Source organism: Rivibacter subsaxonicus (genome assembly GCF_004217215.1).
In the GTDB taxonomy this organism is placed as follows: domain Bacteria; phylum Pseudomonadota; class Gammaproteobacteria; order Burkholderiales; family Burkholderiaceae_C; genus Rivibacter; species Rivibacter subsaxonicus.
In genome coordinates this window covers 103,899-127,818 of the sequence record NZ_SHKP01000007.1, presented here as the reverse complement: position 1 = coordinate 127,818, position 23,920 = coordinate 103,899, and the positions used below count along the sequence as shown (strand labels likewise).

24 protein-coding genes and 1 tRNA gene are annotated in these 23,920 nt (G+C 68.9%); 16 read left to right on the top strand and 9 right to left on the bottom strand.

The window, feature by feature from the left end; all coding sequences use genetic code 11:
- Window positions 1-155 precede the first annotated feature (155 nt).
- The 6 genes from EV670_RS13820 to EV670_RS13795 are packed head-to-tail and all read left to right on the top strand — an operon-like array spanning window position 156 to window position 8,074.
- Window positions 156-1,298, top strand: coding sequence for a sensor histidine kinase (locus EV670_RS13820; protein WP_130433088.1), 1,143 nt, complete (start codon window positions 156-158; stop codon window positions 1,296-1,298).
- Window positions 1,295-2,425 (top strand): sensor histidine kinase, encoded by a 1,131-nt coding sequence (locus EV670_RS13815; protein ID WP_130433086.1) that lies wholly within the window; start codon window positions 1,295-1,297, stop codon window positions 2,423-2,425. The genes EV670_RS13820 and EV670_RS13815 overlap by 4 nt, the downstream gene beginning before the upstream one ends.
- Entirely contained in the window at window positions 2,422-3,567 is a 1,146-nt protein-coding gene (locus tag EV670_RS13810; RefSeq protein ID WP_130433084.1) for a sensor histidine kinase, read from the top strand. Before EV670_RS13815 ends, EV670_RS13810 begins: the two co-directional genes overlap by 4 nt.
- Window positions 3,564-4,691, top strand: coding sequence for a histidine kinase (locus tag EV670_RS13805; RefSeq protein WP_130433082.1), 1,128 nt, complete (start codon window positions 3,564-3,566; stop codon window positions 4,689-4,691). The genes EV670_RS13810 and EV670_RS13805 overlap by 4 nt, the downstream gene beginning before the upstream one ends.
- Window positions 4,688-5,431 carry a LytR/AlgR family response regulator transcription factor gene (locus EV670_RS13800; RefSeq protein WP_130433080.1) on the top strand — a complete coding sequence of 248 codons (744 nt, stop codon included), beginning with the start codon at window positions 4,688-4,690 and terminating at the stop codon, window positions 5,429-5,431. The genes EV670_RS13805 and EV670_RS13800 overlap by 4 nt, the downstream gene beginning before the upstream one ends.
- Window positions 5,432-5,440: 9 nt before the next feature.
- The gene (locus EV670_RS13795; protein WP_130433078.1) at window positions 5,441-8,074 is read left to right on the top strand and encodes a TonB-dependent receptor plug domain-containing protein; all 2,634 of its coding nucleotides are present in this window, start codon (window positions 5,441-5,443) and stop codon (window positions 8,072-8,074) included.
- A 7-nt stretch (window positions 8,075-8,081) separates the two neighbouring features.
- On the opposite strand, the gene EV670_RS13790 is transcribed toward EV670_RS13795, so the two are convergent.
- Window positions 8,082-8,705 carry a lytic transglycosylase domain-containing protein gene (locus EV670_RS13790; RefSeq protein ID WP_130433784.1) on the bottom strand — a complete coding sequence of 208 codons (624 nt, stop codon included), beginning with the start codon at window positions 8,703-8,705 and terminating at the stop codon, window positions 8,082-8,084.
- A 2-nt stretch (window positions 8,706-8,707) separates the two neighbouring features.
- On the bottom strand, window positions 8,708-10,453 hold the full coding sequence (locus EV670_RS13785; RefSeq protein WP_130433076.1) for a proline--tRNA ligase: 1,746 nt from the start codon (window positions 10,451-10,453) through the stop codon (window positions 8,708-8,710).
- Window positions 10,454-10,593: 140 nt separating this feature from the next.
- Here EV670_RS13785 and EV670_RS13780 point away from each other — a divergent pair, with 140 nt between their 5' ends.
- The gene (locus tag EV670_RS13780) at window positions 10,594-11,190 is read left to right on the top strand and encodes an RNA pyrophosphohydrolase (RefSeq protein ID WP_242616973.1); all 597 of its coding nucleotides are present in this window, start codon (window positions 10,594-10,596) and stop codon (window positions 11,188-11,190) included.
- Here EV670_RS13780 and EV670_RS13775 read toward each other — a convergent pair whose 3' ends face one another.
- The 5 genes from EV670_RS13775 to rplU all read right to left on the bottom strand — a co-directional run bounded on the left by EV670_RS13775 (window position 11,191) and on the right by rplU (window position 15,025).
- The gene (locus tag EV670_RS13775; protein ID WP_130433074.1) at window positions 11,191-12,069 is read right to left on the bottom strand and encodes a DMT family transporter; all 879 of its coding nucleotides are present in this window, start codon (window positions 12,067-12,069) and stop codon (window positions 11,191-11,193) included.
- Window positions 12,066-13,187: a glutamate 5-kinase gene (proB, locus tag EV670_RS13770; protein ID WP_130433072.1), complete on the bottom strand. Its 1,122-nt coding sequence runs from the start codon at window positions 13,185-13,187 to the stop codon at window positions 12,066-12,068. The genes EV670_RS13775 and proB overlap by 4 nt, the downstream gene beginning before the upstream one ends.
- Before the next feature lie 12 nt (window positions 13,188-13,199).
- On the bottom strand, window positions 13,200-14,309 hold the full coding sequence (gene obgE / locus EV670_RS13765) for an Obg family GTPase CgtA (protein ID WP_130433070.1): 1,110 nt from the start codon (window positions 14,307-14,309) through the stop codon (window positions 13,200-13,202).
- Window positions 14,310-14,421: 112 nt separating this feature from the next.
- Window positions 14,422-14,679, bottom strand: coding sequence for a 50S ribosomal protein L27 (gene rpmA / locus EV670_RS13760; protein WP_130433068.1), 258 nt, complete (start codon window positions 14,677-14,679; stop codon window positions 14,422-14,424).
- 34 nt (window positions 14,680-14,713) lie between these two features.
- Entirely contained in the window at window positions 14,714-15,025 is a 312-nt protein-coding gene (rplU, locus tag EV670_RS13755) for a 50S ribosomal protein L21 (RefSeq protein WP_130433066.1), read from the bottom strand.
- A gap of 287 nt (window positions 15,026-15,312) precedes the next feature.
- Here rplU and ispB point away from each other — a divergent pair, with 287 nt between their 5' ends.
- The 9 genes from ispB to EV670_RS13710 all read left to right on the top strand — a co-directional run bounded on the left by ispB (window position 15,313) and on the right by EV670_RS13710 (window position 22,551).
- Complete coding sequence (gene ispB, locus EV670_RS13750; RefSeq protein WP_130433782.1) at window positions 15,313-16,254, top strand: octaprenyl diphosphate synthase; 942 nt, start codon at window positions 15,313-15,315, stop codon at window positions 16,252-16,254.
- A 62-nt stretch (window positions 16,255-16,316) separates the two neighbouring features.
- Window positions 16,317-16,393, top strand: a tRNA-Pro gene (locus tag EV670_RS13745).
- Window positions 16,394-16,572: 179 nt separating this feature from the next.
- The gene (gene pilB / locus EV670_RS13740) at window positions 16,573-18,291 is read left to right on the top strand and encodes a type IV-A pilus assembly ATPase PilB (protein ID WP_130433064.1); all 1,719 of its coding nucleotides are present in this window, start codon (window positions 16,573-16,575) and stop codon (window positions 18,289-18,291) included.
- Window positions 18,292-18,343: 52 nt separating this feature from the next.
- The gene (locus EV670_RS13735) at window positions 18,344-19,570 is read left to right on the top strand and encodes a type II secretion system F family protein (protein WP_130433062.1); all 1,227 of its coding nucleotides are present in this window, start codon (window positions 18,344-18,346) and stop codon (window positions 19,568-19,570) included.
- 45 nt (window positions 19,571-19,615) lie between these two features.
- Complete coding sequence (locus tag EV670_RS13730; RefSeq protein WP_130433060.1) at window positions 19,616-20,470, top strand: prepilin peptidase; 855 nt, start codon at window positions 19,616-19,618, stop codon at window positions 20,468-20,470.
- A 28-nt stretch (window positions 20,471-20,498) separates the two neighbouring features.
- Entirely contained in the window at window positions 20,499-21,113 is a 615-nt protein-coding gene (gene coaE / locus EV670_RS13725; protein WP_130433058.1) for a dephospho-CoA kinase, read from the top strand.
- A gap of 55 nt (window positions 21,114-21,168) precedes the next feature.
- Entirely contained in the window at window positions 21,169-21,924 is a 756-nt protein-coding gene (gene zapD, locus EV670_RS13720; protein ID WP_130433056.1) for a cell division protein ZapD, read from the top strand.
- Window positions 21,921-22,145, top strand: a complete 225-nt coding sequence (locus EV670_RS13715; RefSeq protein ID WP_130433054.1) for a DNA gyrase inhibitor YacG — start codon at window positions 21,921-21,923, stop codon at window positions 22,143-22,145. The genes zapD and EV670_RS13715 overlap by 4 nt, the downstream gene beginning before the upstream one ends.
- 175 nt (window positions 22,146-22,320) lie before the next feature.
- On the top strand, window positions 22,321-22,551 hold the full coding sequence (locus EV670_RS13710) for a hypothetical protein (RefSeq protein ID WP_207225077.1): 231 nt from the start codon (window positions 22,321-22,323) through the stop codon (window positions 22,549-22,551).
- A 23-nt stretch (window positions 22,552-22,574) separates the two neighbouring features.
- Here the strand turns inward: EV670_RS13710 and EV670_RS13705 are convergent, their stop codons facing one another.
- Both EV670_RS13705 and EV670_RS13700 read right to left on the bottom strand, forming a co-directional pair.
- Window positions 22,575-23,012 carry an NUDIX domain-containing protein gene (locus EV670_RS13705; RefSeq protein WP_130433050.1) on the bottom strand — a complete coding sequence of 146 codons (438 nt, stop codon included), beginning with the start codon at window positions 23,010-23,012 and terminating at the stop codon, window positions 22,575-22,577.
- A complete protein-coding gene (locus EV670_RS13700) occupies window positions 23,009-23,908 on the bottom strand; it encodes an ATP-binding protein (protein WP_130433048.1) in 900 nt (299 codons plus the stop codon). The genes EV670_RS13705 and EV670_RS13700 overlap by 4 nt, the downstream gene beginning before the upstream one ends.
- Window positions 23,909-23,920 lie beyond the last annotated feature (12 nt).

Sequence of the window (23,920 nt, the reverse complement as noted above, 5' to 3'; positions counted from 1 at the left end):
CGACCGACGCGCTCCCTAGGCTCCCTCCCAGGTCGACGCCCGCCGGCCCGCCGCGGTCGCTGGCCGCGGTTCATCTTCATCAATGCGCTGTGCGGGGGCGAAGAACTACGCGGCGAACGCACGGTCGCGGCGTTGACAGCGCATCCCGACTCAGCATGATCGTGCGCAGCGTGGAGGCCGGCATGGTCGACGGCAGATCCAACAGCAGGGATGCATGGCAAACCGGGCGCTGGCAGCAGATCGCGCGCGAGGAGTTGCGCGCGCTGCTCGTGGTCGTCGCGGTGGTCGGCATGTTGGCGCTGTTCCGTTCGACCGCGAGGATCGGCTTCCAGCCCACGTTCGATGGCCACGAGTTCCTGATCGGCTGGTGGGGCGACCTGTTGTCCCACATTCACTTCGCGCTGCCGATGCTGGCGATCGTCCAGACGGCACGGCGGCTGGGTCCTGATGAGGGCCGAAGGCGCTGGCTGGCGCTGGGCGCCGCATTGGCCATCGCGGCCGCACTGGCGGCACTTGCGCGATGTGTCTTTCTGCTGCACGAAGGTGGTATAGAGCGCCCGGAGTTCTGGCCGCTCTGGAGCCAGACGGCGATCCGCTTTGCCGTGCCGGCCCTGATGCTGCTGGTGGTGGCGGAGTACCACCGACGGCAGCTCCGCAGCCTCGAAGCGATGCGCGCCGCCGAGGCCGACCGCGAATCGCTCGAGCGCGCGTCGCTGCAGGCGCGGCTGCGCACGCTCGAGGCCCAGATCGAGCCGCACTTCCTGTTCAACACGCTGGCCAATGTGCGCCGGCTCTACGACACCGACCCGACCGCCGGTGACGCCATGCTGGCGCGTCTGATCGACTACCTGCGCTTCGCGCTGCCGTCGATGCGCGACGAGTCGCCGACGCTCGACCGCGAGGCGCGGATGATCGAGGCCTACCTTGAGTTGCAGCGCGTGCGCATGGGGCGCCGGCTCGACTTCAGCATCAATGTTCCGGCCGCACTCGGCGCGATCGCAGTGCCGCCGATGATGCTGCTGACGCTGGTCGAGAACGCGATCAAGCATGGTCTGGCACCGATGCGCGAGGGTGGCCGGATCGAGGTCGGCGCCCGGCTGGAGGGCACCCGATTGCGGCTGCAGGTGGCCGACACCGGCCGCGGCTTCGGCGGCGACACGGCCGGCGGCGGCACCGGGCTGGCCAACATCCGGGCCCGGCTGGCCGCGATGTTCGGCCCGCGCGGCGAACTGTCGCTGCAGGCCCGCGAGCCACGCGGCCTGGTGGCGACCATCAAGCTGCCGGTCAGCGTTTCATGAATGCCGCCTTGCAGCCGCCAACCGGCCTGGCCAAGGCGCCGTGGCGGCGCTTCGACCTGCGAAAGCTCATTCTGACGCTGGTGCTACTGACGGTGTTGGTCGGCGTCGCCACCTTTGGCCTGAACCAGATCATCTGGTACGCACCGCTGCCGACCAAGATTTCGCGCCTCGTCCATACCGCGGTGGCGGCGCTTCTGATGTGCGTGGCCGTCGTCGCGGCCGACGCGGCGGTCGACCGCGGCTGGCCGCGCTTGCGGACCTATGCGGCCGCGGTGGTCGGGGCGGCGGTGGCGGGCGGGCTGCTCGGGTGGCATGTGCGCGCCGCGCTCGGTTTCGAGTATTCCGGTGGGGGGGAGATCGATGTCGAGTCGTTCCTCTTCGGTCTGTCGCGCCGGCTCGACATCATGGTCATCGGCATCCTGGTCGGTGGCCTCGCGACCTACGTCCACGTCAGCCGCCGCGACGCGATACGAGCCCGGCTGCGCCAGCAGCGCGCCGAACAGGCGCGCGCATTGGCGCAGCGGGTGACGCTCGAATCGGAACTGCAGGCGCTGCAGGCGCGGATCGAGCCGGTGTTCCTGTTCGGCACGCTCGAGCGCATTCGTGGGCTGTACCTGCGCGACACCGCCGCGGCCAGCCGGATGATCGACGACCTGATCGACTACCTGAGGGCGGCGCTGCCGCATCTGCGCGAGTCGAGCTCGGTCGTCGAGCGCGAGCTCAAGCTCGCCGCTGCCTGGCTCGACATCGTCGGCCGCGACGACCGGCCGTGGCGGCTCGAGTCGGAGGTCGACGCGTCGGTGCGCGCGGCGGCGCTGCCGGCGCTGGTGCTGCTGCCGCTGGTGCAGTGCGCGGTTGGCGGCGGCGGCAATGCCGAGCAGCGGGTGCTGCGCTTGCGTGCCTTTGCGTCGGACGGCAGGCTGGTACTGGAGCTTTGCGCGAGTCGGCCTGCCTTCGCATCGGCTGAGGCCGGCCAGGTGATCGCTCAGATCCATGATCGGCTGCGCGCGATCCACGGCGAGGCGGCCACGCTCGATGTCGAGCAGGGTGCGGCCGACGGCATGGTTCGCCTGAGCCTGCCGCGCGAGCAGCCGCTGGCGGCGCCAACCCTGGAGGCCCCGGCATGACCATCGCCACCATCACCGAAAGCGCGGCTTCCTGGGCCGCCAGATCCAGGCAGCGGTCGCTCGCCCTCGCCCGCGACCTGGCGCCGACTTTGGGCTTCGTGGTGGCGGTGGTGGCCCTGTGGGTGCTGTTCCGCCGCCTGCGGGAATCCTCCCTGGACGAGGCAGTAGCGCCGCTGCATGAGTTGGCCGACATGGCCTGGGGTGACTTTTGGGCCCAGTTGATGCACGTGCTGCTGATGCTGGCGATCATCGAGCCGGTGCGCCGCCTCGGACCGGACTCCGGCATGCGGCGCGTCATGGTGCTGGTCGCGGCGGTGGCGCTGGCCGCGGCCGCCGCGGCCGCGAGCCGCATCCTCTACCTTGTTGCATTCGACGACTATTCGCTCGACGAGCTCTGGCCGTACGGATTCAGGGGCATGTTCCTGCGCTACGGCCTGCTCGCCGCGCTGCTGGTGCCGGCGGGCGAGTTCTACCGCGCCCAAGTGCGCAGCCTCGAGGCCATGCGCGCCGCCGAAGCCGACCGCGCGACACTCGAGCAACAGACGCTGCAGGCGCGGCTCAAGACGCTCGAGGCGCAGATCGAGCCGCATTTCCTGTTCAACACGCTGGCCAACGTGCGGCGCCTCTACGAGACCGATGCCGCCGCCGGCGAGCGCATGCTCGACCGCCTGACGCACTACCTGCAGATCGCATTGCCGTCGATGCGCGACGAGCACTCGACGCTGGCGCGCGAGGCCGAGCTGCTCGAGGCCTATTTTGAGCTGCAGCAGGTGCGCATGGGGCGGCGGCTGACCTACTCGGTCGACATCGCGCCCGCGCTGCGGCAGTTCGAGGTGCCGCCGATGATGCTGCTGACCCTGGTCGAGAACTCGATCAAGCATGGCCTGGCGCCGCAGCGCGAGGGCGGACGGGTCGAGGTCGGCGCGCGTCTGGAGGGCGGAAAGCTGCGGCTAGAGGTGGCCGATACCGGGCGCGGCTTCGGTGACGACACCGCCGGCGGCGGCACCGGGCTGGCCAACATCCGCGCCCGCCTGGCCGCGATGTTCGGCAGCGCGGCCGAGTTCACGCTCGCCGCGCGCGAGCCGCACGGCCTGCTGGCGACGATCCGTCTGCCGGCGCTGGCCGGGACCACGCCACCATGAACGCCTCCACCGCGCTGGACTTCCCGGCCGCGGTCGCGCGACGGTTGAGCCCGCGCACGCTGGCCTTTGCCCTGCCGATGCTGGCCCCGCTCGTATTCATCGGCGGCCTGGGCTTCGGGGGGGCCTTGGGCGCGTCGCCGACCGCCAAGGTGGCCATTCTCACTACCACCGCGGTGATGGGCCTGGTCATCCTGGTCGCGGTGGTAATCGCCGACGAGGCGGTCGACCGCGGCGCGCCGCGCCTGCCGAACTATGCGATGGCGGTGGTGCTCGGGGCGATCGGCGGCGCGTTGCTCGGCTGGGAGTTGCGCGAGGCGCTGGGCTTGCCGTTCGAGCTCCCGGGCAGCAAGGTCGTGCTTCCAGCCCACCACCCAGAGTTTTATCGCTTGTGTCAGATGGCCATCGGCATCCTGGTCGGCGGGCTGGCCACCTTCGTCCACGTCACGCGCCGCACCGCGCTGGCGGCGCGCCGACGCCAGCAGGAGGCCGAGCGCGCCCGCGCCGTCGCCGGCCGGCGCACCCTCGAGTCGCAGCTGCAGGCACTGCAGGCGCGCGTCGAGCCGATGTTCCTGTTCGGCACGCTGGCGCACATCCGCGGCCTGTATCGCAGCGACGCGCGCGCGGCCGGCGCGATGCTGGAGGACCTGATCGAGTACCTGCGCGCCGCGCTGCCGCACCTGCGCGAGTCGACCTCGGAACTCGGGCAGGAACTGAAGCTGGTGCGCGCCTGGCTCGACATCATGGGCCGCTCGCTGCCCGGCCTGCGCTTCGAGATCGACGCCGCGCCCGCGGCGCAGGGCGCGCGCCTGCCGGCGCTGGTGCTGCTGCCGCTGGTGCAGCACGCGGTGGCACGGCCGGGCACCAACGGGCCGCGGCTGCGCATCGGCGTGACTGCCTCCGGCGCGCGGCTGCACATCGAACTGCTGTCGGGCAACGATGCCTTTGGCGCCGGCATCGCCGGTGTGGCGCTGCTGGAGCAGATCGACGAGCGGTTGCGCGTGCTCTATGGCGAACAGGCCCGGTTCGAAGCCGGGCCGGCGCAGCCGGCCGGCAGCCGGGCCGCGATCGAGCTGCCGCTTCTGCGCGCAAGCGCCGACGATGACCCGCAAGGAGACGCACCATGACCGATGCCGTCATCGCCGAGGACGAACCGCTCCTGCGCGGCGAGTTGAAGGACAGCCTGACCAGGCTGTGGCCGGGCCTGCGCATCGTCGCCGAGGCCGAAGACGGCGTCGAGGCGCTCGACGCGCTCGGCCGCTGCAAGCCGCAGGTGATGTTCCTCGACATCGAGATGCCCGGGCTCTCGGGGCTGGAGGTCGCGCGCGCTGCCAGCGGGCGCTGCCACATCGTTTTCGTCACCGCCTACAACCAGCATGCGGTTGCGGCCTTCGAGCAGGGTGCGGTCGACTACGTGATGAAGCCCTTCAGCGCGGCACGCCTGGCCGCGGCCATTGCGCGGGTGCGCGAGCGGCTCGATGCGGCTCCGGCCAAGCTGGACGGCCTGCTCGAGGTGCTGCGCGAGCAGGCGCCCAAGCGCGGCTTCCTGCGCTGGATCAACGCCTCGAGCGGCCAGAACGTGCGCCTGATCACCACCGACGAGGTCTGCTACTTCAAGGCCGACAGCAAGTACACGCTGGTCGTCACGGCGGACGCCGAGGCGCTGATCCGCAGATCGATCAAGGAGTTGATGGACGAGCTCGACCCGGAGGTGTTCTGGCCCGTGCACCGCGGCGTGGTGGTCAACGTCAACGCGATCGCACTGGCCCATCGCAAGCTCGGCGGCCAGTTCGAGTTGAAGTTGAAGCAGCGCAAGGAGACGCTCGCCGTCAGCGAGCCCTTTGCCTACCGCTTCCGCCAGATGTAGGGCCACGCGATGCGGCCCCACCCGCTTGCCCTCGCCCTGCTCGCGACCGGCGCCATCGCGCAGGAGCCGGTCCAGTTCGAGCGCGTGGAGGTGGTTGGCTCGCGCCTGCCGCGCATCGACGCCGAGACCGCGCTGCCGGTGCAGATCATCCGCCGCGAGCAGATCGAGCGCAGCGGCGCGCAGAACGCCGAGGAACTGCTGCAGCGCATCGTGGCCAACGCTGGCGGCCACCCCGAGGCGCTCGGGCTCGGCGAAGCCGACACGCCGGGGCTCTCGAGCGCCTCGCTGCGCGGCCTGGGCACCGGCGAGACGCTGGTGCTGCTCAACGGTCGGCGGCTGGCGAACTACGCCTTCACCAGCATCAGCGGCCCCGGCGTCGACCTGCACGTGATCCCGCTCGCGGCGATCGAGCGTGTCGAGGTGCTCAAGGACGGCGCCTCGGCGCTCTATGGCAGCGATGCGATCGGTGGCGTCATCAACTTCGTCACCCGCAAGGACTTCTCCGGCGCCGAGCTGGGCCTCAGCGCGCGCGCACCGGAGGCCGGCGGCGCAGAGCGCGGCCGCGCGACGCTGGCCTTCGGGCGCGGGGACCTGGGCGCCGATGGCTACAACGCGTTCGCGATCGTCGACCTGCAGCGCACCCGCGGGCTCGCCGCCATCGACCGCCCCTTCGCCAGCACAGGCAACCGACCAGAGCTCGGCCTGGTGCAGCTGAGTGGCAATTCATGGCCGGCCAACATTCGCCAGTTCACCCCCGGCGGCGGGCAAACGCTCGTCAACCCCGCCGCACCGGGCTGTACCAGCCTGACCGTGCCCTTCGACAGCGATGGCAATGGGGTGGCCGACACCTGCGGCTTCGACTTCGTGAAAACGCTCAACCTCGTGGCGCCATCGCGCCAGGCCAACCTGCTGGCCAGTGCCAGCGTCGCGCTGGGCTCCGGCGCAGAGCTCTACACCGAACTGCTGTGGTCCGACAGCGAGGTGCGCTTTGTCTCGTCGCCGTCGTCGGCGATAGCTAACCTATCGGGCACCGGCTCGCGCTTCTTCCTGCCGGCCAGCAGCCCCTACTACCCCACCGAACTCGGCCTCCAGGGCAACCTGCCACTGGCCTACCGCACGCTGCCGCTGGGCTCGCGCACCAACGAGGTGGACTCGGAAAATCTGCGGGCGCTGGTCGGGGCGCGCGGCCGCCGCGGTGGCTGGGACTTCGACGGCGCGCTCTCGTTCAAGCAGAGCCGCGCGCAGGAGCACTACGCGAGCGGCTTCGTTGATGCCGGCCGGTTGTCGGCCGCACTGGCGACCGGGCTCGTCAACCCCTTCGGCGCCTCGGGACCCGAAGGCGACGCGCTGCTGGCCGGTACCGAGCTGACGGGGCTGGCGCGCGAAGCGCGTGGCCGCAGCGTCGAGGCTGACCTGCGCGCCAGCGGCGAGCTGCTGGCGCTGCCGGGCGGCATGCTCGCGCTGGCCACCGGTGTCGAGGCGCGCCGCGAGACGCTCACCGATCGCCGGCCGGTCATTACCGACGAGGTGGCCGGCAGCGGGGGGCCGTCGGGCGAGAAGAGCGGCTCGCGCAACGTGCAGGCGCTCTATGCCGAACTGCTAGCGCCGGTGTTGACCGGCCTCGAGCTTCAGGCCGCGGCGCGGCTGGACCACTACTCAGATTTCGGCTCCAACTTCAGCCCGAAGCTGGCGCTGCGCTGGCAGCCGGCGGCCTGGGGCCTGCTGCGCGCCTCGGCGGGGCGGGGTTTTCGCGCCCCGTCGCTGCCCGAGTTGTACACCGAACAGACTTCCAGCCTCAACGACTACTTTTTCGCCGAACCGCCGGTGACCGACCCGGTGCGCTGCCCGGTCACTGGCCAGCCCGCCGACTGTCAGCCCGAGTGGCGGGTGGTGGGCGGCGGCAATCCGGCGCTGCAGCCACAGCGCTCCACGCAGACCAACCTCGGCATCGTCCTCGAGCCTTCACCCGGCTGGCAGGCGTCGCTCGACATCTGGTCGATCCGCATCAGCGACATCATCGGCACGCTCACCGAGGAGGACGTGATCTACAACATCCCGGGCTACGAGGGCAGCAACGTGGTGCGCGGTCCGGTGGACCCGGCGTTCCCGGCGCTGCCGGGGCCGATCGAGCAGGTCCTGCTGATCAACCAGAACCTGGGCACCTGGCGCGTGGAGGGCACCGATCTGCATCTGGCCAGCGCGCCGGTGTCGACGCCACTCGGCCGCGCATCAGCGCAGTTCGACGGCAGCTATGTGCGACGGGCGCGGCAGGAGATCGTCGCCGGCCAGGTGATCGACCTGATCGGCCGCGTCGTGCCGCGCTGGCAGCATGTGCTGAGCATGGGGCTGGACCTCGGAGCTTGGAAGGGCACGCTCTCGCAGCGCTACCGGCGCGGCTATCGCGATGAGAGACCGCTGCCGGACGGATCGACCCGGCGCGTCAGCTCGTACGTCAACTGGGATGCCCAGTTGGGCTACGCGCCGACCCCGGCGCTGACCCTCACGCTCGGGGTGCAGAACCTGCTCGACCGCGATCCGCCATTCACCAACTCGGGGGCAAACTTCCAGCTCGGCTATGACCCGCTCTACGCGAGCCCGCTGGGGCGCACCTGGACCTTGGGCGTGAAGTACGCGTGGCGCTGACGCCGGCTCAGGCGCGCGCGCCGCTCTCCCACTGCTTGCGCGACGCAAACACCGCGTTCGGATACTCCGCCCGGCCGCGGCTACCGTTGTAGCGGCCGAGCGCGAGGAACAGGTCGCCGCGCTCGCGGTCGAGGTAGTGGCGCAGGATCACGCAGCCGAAGCGCAGGTTGGTCTGCATGTGGAACAGCCGGCTGGCATCGCCATCGCCGATCAGCCGGCTCCAGAACGGCATGATCTGCATGTAGCCGCGTGCGCCGACGCTGCTGATGGCGAACTTGCGAAAGCCGCTCTCGACCTGGACCAGTCCCAGCACCAGGTTGGGCTCGAGGCCGGCGCGCTTGCTCTCGTACCAGAGGGTGTTCAGGAACTCGCGCCGGGTGTCGAAATCCGGCTTGCGGCGCGCGAGCTTCTCGCTGCTGGCCGTCAGCCAGCGCAGGTAGACCAGGCGCTCTTCAGTGCTCGCGAACTCGGGCCGCGGCGGTGCGCCGTTGGCCACCGCCATCCGCAGCGCACCGCGCACCGAGTCGGCCAGCGGCTCCTCGACCTGGCCGCCGGCCAGTGCCAGGCGCGGCAAGCCGGCCAGCGCGAGCCCCGCGCCACCGGCGACGATCAGCGAGCGCCGGCCCAGCATGCTCACAGGCCGAGCCGATCCCTGAGCCGGGCCACCACGTCGGCACGGGCCACCGAGGCGGCCTCGGCCTCGCGCCGACCCTGCAACTCGACCTGGCCTTCCTTGAGACCGCGATCCGAGATCACGACTCGCTGCGGAACGCCGATCAGTTCCCAGTCGGCGAACATCGCGCCGGGGCGCTCGCCGCGGTCGTCGAGGAGCGCGTCGATGCCGAGCGACTGAAGTTCGGCATAGAGCGCATCGGCACTGGCCTTGACCTCGGCGCTGCGGTCGTAGCCGATCGGGCAGATGACCACCGCGAACGGCGCGATCGCGGCCGGCCAGATGATCCCGCGAGCGTCGTTGTTCTGCTCGATCGCCGCGCCCAGGATGCGCGTGACGCCGATGCCGTAGCAGCCCATCTCCATCAGCCGCGGCTTGCCGGTCTCGTCCAGGTAGTTGGCGTTCATCGCCTCGCTGTACTTGGTGCCGAGGTAGAACACATGGCCGACCTCGATGCCGCGCTGGATCGCGAGCACGCCCTTGCCATCCGGGCTCGGGTCGCCTTCGACCACGTTGCGGATGTCTTCGATCAGGTCGGGCTCGGGCAGGTCGCGGCCCCAGTTGACGCCGGTGAAGTGGAAGTCGATCTCGTTGGCGCCGCAGACGAAGTCGCTCATGTTGGCGACGGTGCGGTCGGCGACGATCTTGACCGGCAGCTTCAGACCGATCGGTCCCAGGTAGCCCGGCTTGCAGCCGAAATGGCTCTCGATCTCGGCGCCGGTCGCGAAGCGGAAGCCCGACTTGAGCCCCTCGACCTTGCCGGCCTTGATCTCGTTGAGGTCGTGGTCGCCGCGCACCAGCAGCAGCCAGACGGTGGTCTTGAGCACGTCGCCCGACTCGCCGATCTCGTCGGTGGCGAGCACCAGCGACTTGACGGTGCGCGCCAGCGGCAGGCCGAGCAAGGTGGCGACGTCGGCGCAGGTGCTCTTGCCCGGGGTCGGCGTCTTCGCCATCGCCTGGGCGGGCGCGCCGCGCCGCGCGATCAGCGGCAGCGCCTCGGCCAGCTCGATGTTGGCGGCGTAGTCGCTGCTCGGGCAGTACACCAGCGCGTCTTCGCCGGTGTCGGCGATGACCTGGAATTCATGCGAGGCGTCACCGCCGATGGCGCCGGTGTCGGCCGCCACCGCGCGGTACTGCAGGCCGAAGCGATCGAAGATGCGGCAGTAGGCCGCGTACATCGTGTCGTAGCTCTTCAGCGCGGCGGCCTTGTCACGGTCGAAGGAGTAGGCGTCCTTCATCGTGAACTCGCGCCCGCGCATGATGCCGAAGCGCGGCCGGCGTTCGTCGCGGAACTTGGTCTGGATGTGGAAGAAGTTCTTCGGCAGCTGCTTGTAGCTGCGCAGTTCCTGGCGCGCGATGTCGGTGACGACCTCTTCGCTGGTCGGCTGGATGATGAAGTCGCGGTCGTGGCGGTCCTTCACGCGCAGCAGTTCGGGACCGTAGGCCTGGAAGCGGCCCGACTCCTGCCAAAGCTCGGCCGGCTGCACCACCGGCATCAGCAGCTCGATCGCGCCGGCGCGCACCATCTCCTCGCGGATGATGGCTTCGACCTTGCGGATCACGCGCAGGCCCATCGGCATGTAGTTGTAGATGCCGGCGCCGAGCCGCTTGATCATGCCGGCGCGCATCATCAGCTTGTGGCTGGCGACCTCGGCGTCGGCGGGTGCTTCCTTGAGGGTCGAGACGAGGAACTGGGAGGCTTTCATGAGGCGCAGGCGGGTGCGTGGGGCTGCGAGCGGCATCGCGCCGACCAGCATGATGCCGTCGGGGCCTCGGGGTTGCGCGGGGTTGCGCGGCGAGGGTCCGCTGCAATAATGAATTCAATCACTGAATTCGAGGTTTCATTATGCTCGACCGAGAGGGCTTTCGCCCCAACGTCGGCATCGTCCTGCTCAATCAGCGCAACCAGGTTTTCTGGGGCAAGCGCATTCGCACCCACTCCTGGCAGTTTCCGCAGGGTGGCATCAAGTACGGCGAGACGCCCGAGCAGGCGATGTTCCGCGAGTTGCACGAAGAAGTCGGGCTGCATCCGGAGCATGTGCGCATCCTCGCGCGCACCCGCGACTGGCTTCGCTACGAGGTGCCGGACCACTTCATCCGCCGCGACGCGCGCGGCCACTACCGCGGCCAGAAGCAGATCTGGTTCCTGTTGCAGCTGACCGGCCGCGACAACGACATGAACCTGCGTGCTACCGACCACCCGGAGTTCGACGCCTGGCGCTGGAACGAATACTGGGTGCCGCTGGATGTGGTGATCGAGTTCAAGCGCGACGTCTACCAGATGGCGCTGACCGAGCTGGCGCGCTACCTGCCGCACGGGCATCCGCACAACCGCTACCTGCGCAGCGGCATGCGGCCGCACCGGCACGAGTTGGAGCCGATCGAGCCGCTCCGGCCGGGGTTCGCCGCGGGCGACACCTCGCCCGAGGCACCGGCCGGCTGATCAGCTGGCGCGTCGGTTCACCAGCGTGATGCCGGCGATCACGCCGACCAGGGCCAGGACCAGCCGCCAGCCGAGTGGCTCGCCGAGCAGCAACACGGCGAACAGCAGGCCCGACACCGGGGTCAGGAACGCGAAGGACTGCACGCGCGTGGCCGGGTAGCGCGTCAGCAGCCAGAACCACAGCAGGTAGCTGGCGAAGGTGACGATCACGGTCTGGTAGAAGACCGAGCCGAGGGCCAGCGCGCTCCAGTCAGCGGGCCAGCGCTCGCCGACGACCCAGGCCGCCAGCGGCGCCAGGATCGCCGCCACCAGCAGTTGGTAGGCCAGCGTCAGCTCGGCCGGGGCGCGGCGCAGCACCGTCATGCGGATCGTCACCGTGGTCAGCCCCCACAGCACCGCGGCGGCAAGCGCCAGCGCATCGCCGAGCAGCGCGCCGCCCTCGCCGAAGCCTTCGGCAAAGGCCAGCGCGACGGCGCCAAAGGCGATCAGCAGACCGGCGACCTGGCGCGGCCGCAGCCGTTCGGCCGGCACGAAGGCCGCCAGCACCGCCGCCACGATCAGCGGCGATGTGTTGATGAACACCGTCGAGCGCGCCGCGGTGGTGTGCTGCAGGCCGATGAAGATGCAGGCGAACTCGACGGCAAACAGCGCCCCGGCCAGCAGCCCGGGCCAGAGCGTGCCGTCATCGAGCGAAAAACGGATGCCGCGCATGCGCATCCAGGTCAGCAGTAGCACCGCCGCGCCGACGCTGCGCAGCGAGAGCTGGATCAGCGGCGGTACTTCCGGCAGCGCGGCCTTGATCGCGACCTGGTTCAGGCCCCAGAGCAGGCAGCACAGCAGCAACGCGGCGACCGCTGTCGCGTCGAGCCGGTTCTTCACGCGGTGAGCACGAGGTTGTCGCGGTGGATCAGCTCGGGCTCGTTGGCGTAGCCGAGCAGGCCCTCGATCTGCGAGGAGGGTTTGCGCGCGATCAGGCGGGCCTCGCTGGCGGCGTAGTTGGCCAGACCGCGCGCGAGTTCGGTGCCGCGGGCATCGCGCACGGCGACCACGTCGCCACGCACGAATTCGCCCTGGACCTCGACCACGCCGATCGGCAGCAGGCTCTTGCCGGCATCGCGCAGCTTGGCGACCGCGCCATCGTCGATCGTGACCGCGCCGCGCAACTGCAGGTGGCCGACCATCCATTGCTTGCGCGCGGCCAGCTTGGCGGTGCCGGCCACCAGCAGCGTGCCGATGCGTTCGCCGCTGGCCAGTCGCAGCAGCACGTCCTGCTCGCGGCCCCAGGCGATCACGGTGCTGGCACCGCCCTGCGCCGCGCGCCTGGCGGCCAGCACCTTCGTGATCATGCCGCCCTTGCCGAGGCTGGACCCGGCGCCGCCGGCCATCTGCTCGAGCTCGGGTGTTCCCGCGACCGCTTCGTCGATGAAGCGGGCATCCGGCACCTTGCGCGGGTCGGCCGAATAGAGCCCCGGCTGGTCGGTCAGGATCACCAGCAGGTCGGCCTCGATCAGGTTGGCGACGAGCGCTCCGAGGGTGTCGTTGTCGCCGAACTTGATCTCGTCGTTGACGACGGTGTCATTCTCGTTGATCACAGGGATCACGCCGAGCGACAGAAGCGTCAGCAGCGTCGAGCGCGCGTTGAGGTAGCGCTCGCGGTCGGCGAGGTCGGCGTGGGTGAGCAGCACCTGCGCGCTGGCCAGGCCCTGCTCGCGCAGCTGCGTTTCGTAGATCTGGGCCAGGCCCATCTGGCCGACCGCGGCCGCGGCCTGCAGTTCGTGCAGTTCGCGCGGCCGAACGCTCCAGCCCAGGCGCTTCATGCCCTCGGCGATCGCGCCGCTGGAAACCATCACGACCTCGCGCCCGTTGCGCGCCAGCGCGGCGAGCTGGCGGCACCAGTTGCCGATCGCGGCGACGTCGATGCCGCGGCCTTCATTGGTGACCAGGGTCGAGCCGACCTTGACGACGATGCGGCGTGCGCCGTGCAAGACCTCGTTCATCGGCGGGCCTGCTCAGCGAAAGCGTGGATCGTCGGCAGCCGGCTGGAACTCGGGCTGAGGCGGCTTCGTCGGCTCGTCCTCGAAGCGCACGTCGGGCTCGGCCACGTGCACCTGCTCGGACTCCACATGCTTCCAGATCGCCTGCACCAGATGCTCGCAACCCTCGCGGGTCAGGGCCGAAATCTCGAACACCGGCCCCTTCCAGCGCAGGCGCTTGACGAAGTCCTTGACGCGCGCGGCGCGCTCGTCCTCGGGCACCACGTCGAGCTTGTTGAGCACCAGCCAGCGCGGCTTGTCGAACAGCGCCTTGTCGTACTTCTTGAGCTCGAGCAGGATCGCCTTGGCCTGCGCGACCGGATCGACCGCGTCGTCGAAGGGCGCGATGTCGACGATGTGCAGCAAGAGCCGCGTGCGCTGCAGGTGGCGCAGGAACTGGTGGCCGAGGCCGGCGCCTTCTGCGGCACCCTCGATCAGACCCGGGATGTCGGCCACCACGAAGCTCTGGCTCGGACCGACGCGCACCACGCCCAGATTCGGGTGCAGCGTGGTGAAGGGATAGTCGGCGATCTTGGGCCGCGCGTTCGAGATCGCGGTGATCAGCGTCGACTTGCCGGCATTGGGCTGGCCGAGCAGGCCGACGTCGGCCAGCACCCGCAGTTCGAGCTTGAGCTTCTTCTGCTCGCCGGGCCAACCGGGCGTCTTCTGGCGCGGCGCGCGATTGGTGCTGGTCTTGAAGTGCAGGTTGCCGAAGCCGCCGTCGCCGCCCTTGCAGAGCATGAATTTCTCGCCCGGCACCAGCATCTCGACGATCAGCGCGCCGGTCTCGAAGTCGCGGATGATGGTGCCGACCGGCACCCGCAGCGTGACGTCGTCGGCGGCCGCGCCGTACTGGTCGGAGCCACGGCCGTGCTCGCCGCTCTTGGCCTCGTGACGACGCGCGTAGCGAAAGTCGATCAGCGTATTCAGGTTGCGGTCGGCCACGACGAACACATGGCCGCCGCGTCCGCCATCGCCGCCGTTGGGTCCACCGAAGGGGATGAACTTCTCTCGCCTGAAGCTGGCGCAGCCGTTGCCGCCGTTGCCGGCGGTCACGTCGATGGTGGCTTCGTCTACGAATTTCATGGCGCGAGCAATGGTAGCGGCGAAGGCCGGAAGCGAAGAAGCCCTGGCAATCCGGAGGCCGGAAATGAAGAAGCCCCGGCGAGCCGGGGCTTCGGATGCAAGGCAACTGCGCTTAAGCGGCCGTGATGATCACGGTGCGCCGATTGCGCGGACCCTTGACGTCGAAGGACACGGTGCCGTCGGTCAACGCGAACAGCGTGTGGTCCTTGCCCGTACCGACATTGGTGCCGGCATGGAACTGGGTACCGCGCTGGCGCACGATGATCGAACCGGCCGACACGGCCTGGCCGCCGAAGGCCTTGACGCCGAGCATCTTCGGCTGGGAGTCGCGGCCGTTCCGTGTGGAACCGCCGCCCTTTTTCTGTGCCATCTCTAGCTCCTTCTCAGTTGCGTTGAATCAAGGCTCAGGCCTGGACCGCGCTGATTTCCAGCTCGGTGTAGGTCTGACGGTGACCCTGGCGCTTCTGGTAGTGCTTGCGGCGACGCATCTTGAAGATGCGCACCTTGTCATGCTTGCCTTGAGCCACGACCGTGGCCGTGACGGTGGCGCCGGCTACCAAGGGCGTGCCAACCTTCAGCTCGGCGCCGTCTCCGACAGCGAGCACCTGGTCGATCACGATCTCTTGGCCAACGTCCGCAGCAATCTGTTCTACTTTGATTTTCTCGCCGGCTGCAACCTTGTATTGCTTGCCACCGGTTTTTATGACCGCGTACATATCAGCCCTTTCGTACTTAGAACGTGTGGGGCTGGTGCCCCACGCCGCTTCGAGCACCCAGGCTGCAACGGGAATACCCGAATCAACCTCGACACGCGAAGCCTGAGAGTGTAGCACGAGCCGGCAGCAAGAGCGGGCGAGGCGGCCCCCACGCGCAGGACGCCAGCCGCTCGTTGGGGGTCGCTCCCTATAATCCTGGCTGTTCGCGCGGGCTCCCGCGCTTTTCGATTCCATCCGTGCCTGCCGTCCTGCCCGCCGCCGACCCCGCCCTCTCCCCTGTCGAGCTGATGGCGCCCGAGATGGCGGAGGTGGACGCGCTGATCCGGGAGCGGCTGCGCTCGGAAGTGGTGCTGATTGACCAGATCTCCAACTACATCATCGGTGCCGGCGGCAAGCGGATCCGGCCGATGCTCGTGCTGCTGTTCGCCAATGCGCTCGGCTTCCACGGCCGCGAGCGTTTCGAACTGGCTGCGACCGTGGAGTTCATCCACACGGCGACGCTGCTGCACGATGACGTCGTCGATGAGTCGCAGCTGCGCAGAGGTCGCGACACCGCCAACGCGCGTTTCGGCAACGCTGCCAGCGTGCTGGTCGGCGACTTCCTCTACTCGCGCGCCTTCCAGATGATGGTCTCGGTCGACCGCATGCGCGTGCTCGCGGTGCTGGCCGACGCGACTAACGTGATCGCCGAGGGCGAGGTTCTGCAGTTGATGAACATGCACGACCCCGACATCGCGGTGGCCGACTACCTGCGCGTGATCCGCTTCAAGACGGCCAAGCTGTTCGAGGCCAGTGCGCGCCTGGGCGCGGTGCTGGCCAAGGCCGAACCGGCGGTCGAGGAGGCCTGCGCCGACTACGGGCGCGCACTGGGCACCGCGTTCCAACTGGTCGACGATCTGCTCGACTACGAGGGCCACACTGCCGAGCTCGGCAAGAACGTGGGCGACGACCTGCGCGAAGGCAAACCGACCCTGCCGCTTCTGGTGGCGATGGAGCGCGGCTCGAACGAGCAACGCGCGCTGATCCGCGGCGCGATCGAGCACGGCGAAGTCGATCGGCTTGGCGAGGTGGTCGAGGTCGTGCGCGCCACTGGTGCGCTGCAGGCCACGCGCGAGGCGGCACAAGCCGAGATCGAGCGCGCCGAGCGCTGTCTCGACGCGCTCCCCCACAGCGAGTACCGTTCGGCTCTGCTACACTTATGTGCTCTGTCGTTGCATCGATCGCATTGATCGGTGTCGGAGTCTCCCGACTCCTACTGCTTGACGACAGAGGGCTCCCAAGAGGGCCGCATCGGGGTGTAGCTTAGCCTGGTAGAGCGCTACGTTCGGGACGTAGAGGCCGGAGGTTCGAATCCTCTCACCCCGACCAGTTTTTTTCCCGCAACGACCTGTGCCGGACGCATCGCGTATGCGTTCGGCATCGCTGCGCGCGCCACCTTTCTCACACGATGTGGGCCATGACCGACGGCCGTGCCGCATCGTCGTTTACAGGCAACAGCGAATCGGCGATCATGACCAAGTCACCCCCTCGCCGAATCGACCACGCCCGTGGATACCGTTGCCGATACCGCTCATAGTTCGCTGTCTGGCGTCGCCCGGGTGCTGGTGCATGCCGGCAAGCTGAGCGTCAAGTCGGCCGAGGACCTGGTCCGCAGCGCCAAGGAACAGAAGCGGAGCTTCATCGCGGCGGTGCTCAGCGCCGGCGCGGTTCAGCCGGCCGACCTCGCGCACACCCTCTCGAGCGTGCTGGCCATGCCGCTGCTCGACCTGGCGTCGGTCGACCCGCAGAAGCTGCCGCGCAACGTCATCGACAACAAGCTCGCCGCCCAGTACCAGGTGCTGGTGCTCGGCAAGCGCGGCAACCGCATCTTCATCGGCGGCGCCGATCCGACAGATCAGGAGGCGGCCGAGCGCATCAAGTTCGCCACCCAGCTCACGCCCGAGTGGGTCGTGGTCGAGCATGACAAGCTGATCAAGCTGGTCGATGCCGCGAGTACCGGCGCCGGAGAAGCGCTCGAGGCCCTGGCCGGCGGTGACTTCGAGTTCGACGTCACCGAAGAAGATGCGACCGCACAGGAGTCGGCCGACGTCACGCAGGAAGTCGAGGACGCGCCGGTCGTCCGATTCCTGCAGAAGATGCTGATCGACGCGATCAACGCCCGCGCCTCCGACCTTCATTTCGAGCCCTTCGAGTACCACTACCGGGTGCGCTTCCGCATCGACGGCGAACTGCGCGAGATCACGCAGCCGCCGATCGCGATCAAGGACAAGCTGGCCTCCCGCATCAAGGTCATCTCGCGCATGGACATTGCCGAGAAGCGGGTGCCGCAGGACGGTCGCATGAAGCTGAAGTTCGGCAACAAGGCGATCGACTTCCGCGTCAGCACGCTGCCCACGCTGTTCGGCGAGAAGGTCGTGATCCGGATTCTTGACGCGTCGAGCGCCAAGGTGGGCATCGAGGCGCTGGGCTACGAGAAGGAAGAGAAGGAGCGCCTGATGGACGCCGTCAAGCGTCCCTACGGCATGGTGCTGGTGACCGGCCCCACCGGTTCGGGCAAGACGGTTTCGCTCTACACCTGCCTGAACATCCTGAACCAGCCGGGCGTGAACATCTCAACCGTCGAGGATCCGGCCGAAATCAACCTGCCGGGCATCAACCAGGTCAACGTCAACGACAAGGCCGGGATGAACTTCTCGGTCGCGCTCAAGGCATTCCTGCGCCAGGATCCCGACGTGATCATGGTCGGCGAGATTCGCGATCTCGACACCGCCGACATTGCCATCAAGGCCGCCCAGACCGGCCACATGGTGATGTCGACGCTGCACACCAATGACGCGCCGACCACGCTGACCCGTCTGATGAACATGGGCGTGGCGCCGTTCAACATCGCCTCGAGCGTGATCCTCATCACGGCACAGCGACTTGCGCGACGCCTCTGCGAAGTCTGCAAGAAGCCGGCTGACTATCCTCGCGAGGCCTTGCTGAAAGCCGGCTTCAAGGAAGGCGATCTCGACGGCATCTGGAAGCCGTATCGCGCGGTCGGCTGTTCGGCCTGCAACAACGGTTACAAGGGTCGCGTTGGCATTTACCAGGTGATGCCGATCAGCGAAGAGATTCAACGCATCATCCTGACCAGTGGCAACGCGATGGACATTGCAACGCAGGCCAAGAAGGACGGCGTTCGCGATCTGCGCGAGAGCGGACTGGTCAAGGTCAGAGCAGGCGTCACGACGCTGGAAGAAGTGATCTCGGTCACCAACGAATAAGCCGCGACAACGAGCACGCGGCAGTCAGTACAACGGGAGCATCGCACGGACCATGGCCACTGCAACAGCGGCGGGCGCTAAAGCCGGCAAGGAATTTGTCTTCGAGTGGGAAGGCAAGGACAAGAACGGCAAGCTGGTGCGCGGCGAGATGCGCGCCGGCGGCGAAGCGATGGTCAGCGCCAGCCTGCGTCGCCAGGGCATCCTGGTCCAGAAGGTCCGGAAGCGCCGCACCAGCGGCGGCTCGTCGATCAAGCAGCGCGACATCGCGATCTTCACGCGCCAACTGGCGACGATGATGCGCGCCGGCGTGCCGCTGCTGCAGAGCTTCGACATCGTCGCTCGCGGCAGCACCAACCCGCGCGTGACCAAGCTGCTGACCGACATCCGCTCCGACGTCGAGACCGGCACCAGCCTGGCGGCCTCCTTCCGCAAGCACCCGCTGCATTTCGACGCGCTGTACTGCAACCTGGTCGAGGCCGGCGAGGCCGCCGGTATTCTCGAAACACTGCTCGACCGACTCGCCGTGTACCAGGAGAAGACGCTCGAGATCAAGTCCAAGATCAAGTCGGCGCTGATCTACCCGGTAGCGGTGCTGGTGGTGGCCTTCGTCGTGGTCGCGGTGATCATGATCTTCGTGATCCCGGCCTTCAAGGAGGTGTTCAGCTCCTTTGGCGCCGACCTGCCGGCGCCGACGCTGGTCGTGATGGCGATCTCCGAGGTCTTCGTCGCCTACTGGTGGCTGATCTTCGGCAGCATCGGCTTCGGCACCTACTTCTTCTTCCAGACCTGGAAGCGCTCGGAGCGCATGCAGAAGACGATGGACCGGCTGCTGCTCAAGGTGCCGATCTTCGGCGACCTGGTCAACAAGTCGGCGGTTGCGCGCTGGACGCGGACGCTCTCGACGATGTTCGCCGCCGGCGTGCCGCTGGTCGAAGCGCTCGACTCGGTGGGCGGCGCCTCGGGCAACGCGGTCTACGCCGAGGCGACCGAGCAGATCCAGAAGGACATCACGACCGGCACCGCATTGACCACCGCGATGCAGACCAGCGGCATCTTCCCGACGATGGTGCTGCAGATGGCCGCCATCGGCGAGGAATCGGGCTCGCTCGACCACATGCTCGGCAAGGCTGCCGAGTTCTACGAGAACGAGGTCGACGAGGCGGTCAAGGGCCTGTCCAGCCTGCTCGAGCCGATCATCATCGTCGTGCTCGGCACCATCATCGGCGGCATCGTGGTCTCGATGTACCTGCCGATCTTCAAGCTTGGCCAGGTCGTCTGATCGAGCGGAGCGCAGGTCGCTCTTCGCCGTCAGCGTTTCCGCTTCATGATCGATGACGCACTCGGGGCGCTGCTGACGCCCCTTGGTCTGGCCCTGCTCGGCCTGTGCATCGGCAGCTTCCTCAACGTGGTGGTGCATCGGCTGCCGCTGATGATGGAGCGCGCCTGGAAGCTCGAAAGCGCCGAGATGCTGGGCGTCGCGGCGCCCGACGTCGCACCGCTGACGCTGAGCAAGCCGGCGTCGCGCTGCCCGCACTGCGGCCACCGGATCCGCTGGTACGAGAACATCCCGCTGCTGAGCTGGATCGCGCTGCGCGGCCGCTGCTCCGCCTGCAAGGCGCCGATCTCGGCTCGCTATCCGCTGGTCGAACTCGCCACCGGCCTGCTCTTTGCGGCACTTGCCTGGCGCTTCCCGGCCCAGGCCCCGACCTTCGTCTGGTGCGGTTTCGTCGCCGCGCTGGTCGCGCTGGCGCTGATCGACTGGGACACCACGCTGCTGCCCGACAGCATCACGCTGCCACTGCTCTGGGGCGGGTTGATCGCCGCGGCGCTCGGCTGGACCGGCATCGCGCTGTCCACCGCGGTCTGGGGCGCGGTCGCCGGCTACCTGGCGCTGTGGTCGGTCTACTGGCTGTTCAAGCTCACAACCGGCAAGGAGGGCATGGGCGCCGGCGACTTCAAGCTGCTCGCCGCGCTCGGCGCCTGGCTCGGCTGGCAGATGCTGTTGCCGATCGTGCTGGCCGCCTCGCTGCTCGGGGCCGTCGTCGGCATCGCGATGAAGTTCGGCGGCTCGCTGCGCGAGGGTCGCTACGTGCCCTTCGGGCCCTTCCTCGCCGGCGCCGGCTTGGTCGTGCTCTACGCCGGCCCGGAGCGCGTTCGCGGCTGGATGGGCTGGGCCTGAGGCCCGCGAAAACGTGGCAGGAAACGCCATGGATGCGGCGATCACACGCATCGGCCTGACCGGCGGCATCGGCAGCGGCAAGAGCACCGCGGCGGCGATCCTGCAGCAACTCGGCGCGACGCTGATCGACACCGACGCCATCGCGCGCGAACTCACGTTGGCCGGAGGCGCCGCGATCGAGCCGCTGCGAGCGGCCTTCGGCAGCGCTTGCATCGGCGCCGATGGCGCGCTCGACCGCGCCTGGATGCGCGCTCACGCCTTCGCCGACCCCACCGCGCGCCGGCGTCTGGAAGCCATCCTGCATCCGTTGATCGGCGCCCGCGCCAACCGGTTGGCCGCGCTCGCGGGTCCGCAGGCAACGCTGCTGTTCGACGTCCCGCTGCTGGTCGAGTCGACGCACTGGCGAGGCCGCGTGCAGCGGGTCCTGGTCATCGACTGCCCGCCCGAGGTGCAGTTGGCGCGGGTCATGCGGCGGCCCGGCTGGAGCCGCGAGGCAGCGCTCGCGGTGATCGGCCAGCAGGCCACGCGCGAGCGGCGTCGCGCCGCCGCCGATGCCGTCGTCGACAACCGCCGCGACGATCCAGCAGCCCTCGAACAGGGACTGACCGCACTTTGGCGGCAGTGGCACTCGGCATTCGCGTGACCGCAGTGCGGGCGCTGTGGAACAATCGCGCCCGACCGCTACGAGGCCCGCGCTCTTGATCCTCTACGAACACCCGTTCAACGAAAGCATCCGCACGATGCTGCGACTCGAGCACCTGTTCGAGCGCCTGCAGGTGCTGATCGAACGCGACACCGCGATGGACCACCATCACGCGATCGCCGCGCTGTTCGAGATCATGGATGTGGCCGCGCGCGCCGACCTCAAGAGCGACCTGCTCAAGGAACTCGAGCGCCACAAGACCCAGCTCAGCCAGTACCGCGGCAACCCGGCCATCGCCGAGGCCACGCTCGAGGGCGTGATCGGCAGCCTGGAGCGTGCCTACCAGGCGCTCAACGCCCTGCCCGGCAAGGCCGGCCAGCAGCTCACCAGCAACGAGTGGCTGATGAGCATCCGCAGCCGCATCAGCATCCCGGGCGGCACCTGCGAGTTCGACCTGCCGGCCTACTACGCCTGGCAGCACGAGGACGGCGAGTACCGCCGCGCCGACCTGCGGCGCTGGGCCGCGACCTTGACGCCGCTGGCGGAGGCGCTAGAGGCCCTGTTGCAGCTGCTGCGCGACTCCGGTCATCCGCACATGGTGGTCGCCAGCGGCGGCCTGTACCAGCAGAGCCTGCAGCCCGGGCGTGTCTTCCAGTTGCTGCGCGTGCGCCTGCCGGTGGCGGCGCGGCTGGTGCCCGAGATCAGCGGCCACCGGCTGCTGGTCTCGATCCGCCTGATGCGCGCCGATGCCGAGGGCCGGCTGCGACCGGCCAACGAGGACGCGAGCTTCGAGCTCACGCTGTGCTCATGAGCCGGCAAGGCGGCCCGTCACGGCATGAGGGCAACGGGCCGGTCGTCGCCTGCCCCGGCTGCGGCGAGCAGGTGGTCTACCGGCTCGACAACCCCTGGCGCCCGTTCTGCAGCGAGCGCTGCAAGCAGCGCGACTTCGGAGCCTGGGCCAGCGAGCACTACCGGGTTGGCGACGCCGGCCCAGGCGACGACGGCGAAGAGCCCGCGGCACCGGCTCACTGAGGCCCCCGGCCGGGCGAGCCAACGCGCTTGGCGCTGGCGTGACGCAGTTCGCGCCCGGCGACCCAGGCGTGGCCTGGGGTCCCATCACCAAGGGATGTCGATCTCCTGGATCGAGGACGAAACTCGTCCGACACAGACCCTGGGCAGCCGTATGGCCCGGGGCGAGGAGATGTCGATGGGAAAGTTCACGAGCAGCAAGCCCCCTGTGCGGCCCGGCTGGCCGGCGGCCGAACCAACGCGCTTCGACGAAACCGATGGTTCGCCGTCGCAGCGCGACAACTGGTTCGACTCGTCCTGGGAGTTGCGTCGAGGCCTGGTCGTCGCCGAACTCGATACCGTTCCGGATGACTTCCTGGCCACCGACACCGGCAAGGGTCGAACGTCAGGCAGCCCTCCTACCCGCTGAGCCGGTCACGACCGCACGCCGCCTCAGGCCGCGTGCGTCAGGCCGGCGTGACCGCGCTCCTCGGCCAGCCAGCGCAACACCGGCACCGTGCCCGGCAGCACGGGCCGCACCGCCACCGGCAGTTGCTCCCAGGCCATCTGCTGGCCCTCGCGCATCTCGAAGGCGCCATGCCAACGGCGCACCTTGCAGAAATGCAGCCGCACGCGGGCATGCGGATAGTCCATCAGCTCGACCTTCCAGCGCTCGGCGCCGTCGATCGTGATGCCGAGTTCCTCGTGCAACTCGCGCGCCAGCGCCTGCTCGACGCCTTCGCCCGGTTCCAGCTTGCCTCCGGGGAACTCCCAGTAGCCCTCGTAGACCTTGCCCGGCGGGCGCGAGGTCAGCAGGAAGCGCTCGTCGCCATCGATCAGCACGCCGACCGCCACGTCGACCGGCGTTCGCTCCCCCGCCACCGCCGTCATGCGCCGCACTCCCCGACCTTGTGCCGCGCGAACTGCCAGGCCACGCGCCCCGAGCGCGAGCCGCGCTCCAGCGCCCAGACCAGCGCCTGCGGCCGGGCGGCGGCAATCGCCGCCTCGTCGAGCCCGAAGCTGCGCAGCCACTGATCGACGATCACCAGGTACTCGCTCTGGCTGAAGGGGTAGAAGCTGACCCACAGCCCGAAGCGCTCCGACAGCGAGATCTTCTCCTCGACCACCTCGCCGGGGTGCAACTCGCCGTCGTCGGTGTAGGTCGCGCTGAGGTTGTCCTTCATGTACTCCGGCAGCAGGTGGCGGCGATTGCTGGTCGCGACCACCAGCAGGTTGTCGCTGGCCTGCGCGATGGACCCGTCGAGCACCGACTTGAGCTCCTTGTAGCCGCGCTCGCCCTCGTCGAAGCTGAGGTCGTCGCAGTAGACGATGAAGCGCTCCGGCCGCGCCGCGACCAGCGCCACCAGGTCGGGCAGGTCGACCAGATCGCTCTTGTCGACCTCGATCAGGCGCAGCCCGCGTGCGGCGAAGGCGTTGAGCCCGGCCTTGACCAGCGAGCTCTTGCCGGTGCCGCGGGCGCCGGTCAGCAGCATGTTGTTGGCCGGCCGGCCGGCGACGAAGCTCTCGAGGTTGCGCACGAAGCGCTCCTTCTGGGCGTCGATCTGCTGCAGATCGTCGAGCCGGATCGCCGAGCGAGCCAGCACCGGTTCGAGCACCGCCTGCGCTAACGCACCGGGACGCCGCCGCAGCCGGAAGGCCGGCGCCGCCTGCCAGTCGGGCGCATGGATTGCCGCCGTGCCATCGGCGGGCAGCAGCGCATGCAGGCGGTCGAGCAGCCGATCGGCCTTGGCGAACAGGTTCTGGAGGTCGGGAGCGTCAGAGGACATGGGCGCGCAGTT